We start from the raw sequence: 2437 nt of genomic DNA, 5'->3' as shown, positions 1-2437 counted from the left end.
CAGGTGATCAGGCGCAGTTCGATTGGACAGAATACGAAGTCGTTATTGGCGGCCGATATCGCAAGATCTATTGTTTTAACAAACGGTGCCTGTCACTTAACTTATTCAACTTAACTTATTGAGGTGGATAGTTTAGAAACAGAGAATAGAGACGATTCGGGTTCTTCGGGACTCGGGTCGTCTTTTTAGTTTTTTGGTGACATAGGGTGTGGTGACATGGGGACGTTTCTATTAGACAAACGGTGCCTGTCACTTAACTTATTCAACTTAACTTATTGAGTTGGATGGTTTAGAAACAGAGAATAGAGACGATTCGGGTTCTTCGGGACTCGGGTCGTCTTTTTTTAATTTTTTGAAGTGGCTGGAAAATCTGGAGGAATCTGTCTGGAAAAGTTTTCGTTGGTAGCTGCGGTTTCCAGCTTTTCTCTGTTTCCAATCAGTTGCGCCAGTTTCCGATCATCCAAACTCACTGAAGAATTTAAACAAACAGTGCCTGTCACTTAACTTATTCAACTTAACTTATTGAGTTGGCGGTTGAGAAACAGAGAAATAAAACAGAGAGACGATTCGGGTTCTTCGGGACTCGGGTCGTCTTTTCTTTTTTGTGTGGCACTTTGTATTTAAGCGCTAAATGTAAGTAAGCGTCAAATACAGCCCACATTGAAAAGCAGTCCAATTGATGAGATAATGTTCTCACAAAAGGACTGCTTTTTTATAGCGGTTATTCTTTATTGATAGTTGACCGGCATTCTTCCGGCAGTGTCTCAGACCAGGGCAACAAATGATCAAGGGATTGGTCACCGGTGATTGCGGTATTGGGCAATTGCGTAAGCAGGTAATCGAGATAGTAGAAGGGATTCAAACCGTTGAGTTTGGCAGTCACAACGATACTGTAGAGCGTTGCACTGGCTTTGGCACCATGGGGTGTTTTGCAGAAGAGAAAGTTTTTTCGGTTATGTTCTTAAGCACATAATCGTAATTATGTAGTCAACCAGGTTATGTGCTGAACATAAAATAGAATGTTTCCAGAGATTAAATTTTTTGAAACTTCAGCACATAACAATGTAAGCATATTTTGCTATTATAAGCAAAAAGGAGACAATGCTTATGGACTGTGAAATGAAATGTAATGGTTCGTTAATAAACTTTGAGGTCTATTTAAAGGAAAATGGTTATTCTAAAAATGTTATTCCGATGTATTTACGAACAGTCAGAACATTTTTAAAAACCAATGAACTATTCTGGTCTTCAGCAAAAGATAATGTAGAGCTTAAATCTAATTTTTCAGATTATCTGAAAAATCAGCCACTGAGTAGTCAAAAATCCATGATTCAGGCTGCGCTTCATCTCTTCTACTATTTTATTACTGGTGAACAGTTTAACAAACGCCTCAATAGTAAGGATTTTAATCTTAATCCGTTGATTGAAACTGAAATTGAACGATTTCAAAGGTACTTAAAAGAAGTTGCCGGCCTCAGTAACAATACAATCATTTCTCAATGTAACACCATCAAAATATTTCTTTATAGCAGTTTTCAGAAAACAGAATTTTCACCTGAAAAAATAACCGCTGATCTTGTTCGTATTCATTTCACCCATACGCTTGGCCATGTTTTGCCAGCATCGAAGAAAACACTCATTACCAGAATAAGGAGTTACATACGTTTTCTTGAATTTAGTGACGGATTCAGAGCAGATGAAATATTAAAATTGCCAATGACATCTCCAGTCTGGCGTCGTTCAGGGTTGCCCAAAATTTTAACCGGTGACGAGTTGAACCGTCTTTATAGTGTCTATGATCAAACAAAGCCGACAGATATCCGCAATTATGCAATTCTTCGCAGTTTAAAAGATTTGGGTTTGCGTTGTTCAGAAGCTGCAGTGTTAACGTTAGATGATATTAATTGGGCTCAGGGAACAATGCGAATAAAAAACACCAAATCTCATTCTGAAAGATTGCTTCCATTATCGGCAATGACTGGTCAGGCACTTGAAGCATATTTGCTAACGGTTCGCCCCGTAACAGAAGAGCGAATTCTATTTGTAAGGTTTAAAAATGAAACGGGCTTTCCAATGGGAGTATCGCAGATCCGTCAAACTGTAAGAAAAGCAGCAATCAAGGCTGGGCTGGAAAATTTTACGGGTACTCATATGTTAAGACACACAACAGCGAAAGAACTGATTAATAATGGAACCAGTTTGAAGACAATTGCAGATATTCTTGGACATGAATCCATTGAAACGACCAGCATTTATACAAAAGTCGACATTGTTCAATTGCAGGAAGTGGCTGGTATATGGCCTGAGGTTATAAAATGAACGATCATCTCATTACCAGGCAAGTGGAAGACTAGAGACATACGGTGCCTGTCACTTAACTTATTCAACTTAACTTATTGAGTTGGCGGTTGAGAAACAGAGAAATAAAACAGAGAGA

The 2437-nt window shown here is 38.6% G+C and carries 1 protein-coding gene and 1 pseudogene; one reads left to right on the top strand and one right to left on the bottom strand.

Features of this window, described 5'->3' with window-relative positions:
• Positions 1 to 721 precede the first annotated feature (721 nt).
• Positions 722 to 952: pseudogene (locus U2P91_RS17770) on the bottom strand (transposase domain-containing protein); the annotation flags it as partial.
• Between the two features lie 155 nt (positions 953 to 1107).
• Here U2P91_RS17770 and U2P91_RS17765 point away from each other — a divergent pair.
• The gene (locus tag U2P91_RS17765) at positions 1108 to 2319 is read left to right on the top strand and encodes a site-specific integrase (RefSeq protein ID WP_322520091.1); all 1212 of its coding nucleotides are present in this window, start codon (positions 1108 to 1110) and stop codon (positions 2317 to 2319) included.
• Positions 2320 to 2437: the final 118 nt, after the last annotated feature.

Origin of the sequence: Acetobacterium sp. K1/6 (assembly GCF_034438075.1) — a bacterium.
Lineage (GTDB): Bacteria > Bacillota > Clostridia > Eubacteriales > Eubacteriaceae > Acetobacterium > Acetobacterium carbinolicum.
This window is presented reverse-complemented; position numbering and strand designations above follow the sequence as displayed.